Consider the following 605-nt stretch of genomic DNA (forward strand, 5'->3'; position numbering starts at 1 on the left):
GCCAAAGCGTATTAACCGCGCCAATGGCTTTGGCTGCATCATCAAGTTTGGCACAAAGCTTAAAAGCTTCTTCCTTATGGGGCAGGGTGACATTTCCCCCAACCAGATTTTGCGCAGCTAACGTGGTAGCAAAGCTGGCAAAGTCTTCAGGTGCCACTTCCATTGCCTGATACGACCCCTGCAAACCATATTCCCGCAGCCAAAAGCCATGAATAAGCGGCGAGCGTGAATGTTTAATCGGATAGCCGGTTACGGCCAGAATACAGAAGAGATTGTAACCAAGCAGCACAAACCACGGGCTGATCTGATCAGGCAGACGCGCGCGGGTAGTTCTTTGCAGCACATGGAAGGATGTCGCAATCAAACCATTACCGCCAAAACCGAAAATTACCCCTGTCGTATGGATCGGACGCAGACGGCCAAAACTTGCCCATGCCTGCTCCACAAAGGTTAGTTCCGGCCATGCCAGAAGGGCTGCAACCCAAACACCGACAAACATGCCAAGCAGCGCCCATGCAATAGAAAACACAATACCGGCACGCGTTGGATCATCATAATATTGTTTGAAACTGTCAGCAGATGGTTCCGGCTCATAAAGACCGGAT

Annotated in this window: 1 protein-coding gene; it reads right to left on the reverse strand. The window is 50.7% G+C overall.

What is annotated here, in order from left to right:
- Positions 1-605: cbb3-type cytochrome c oxidase subunit I (locus ABD333_RS47400; RefSeq protein WP_344549506.1), on the reverse strand; the 605-nt coding region annotated here is incomplete at both ends.

The sequence above is a fragment of the Actinomadura fulvescens genome (assembly GCF_039533225.1).
GTDB lineage: Bacteria > Actinomycetota > Actinomycetes > Streptosporangiales > Streptosporangiaceae > Spirillospora > Spirillospora fulvescens.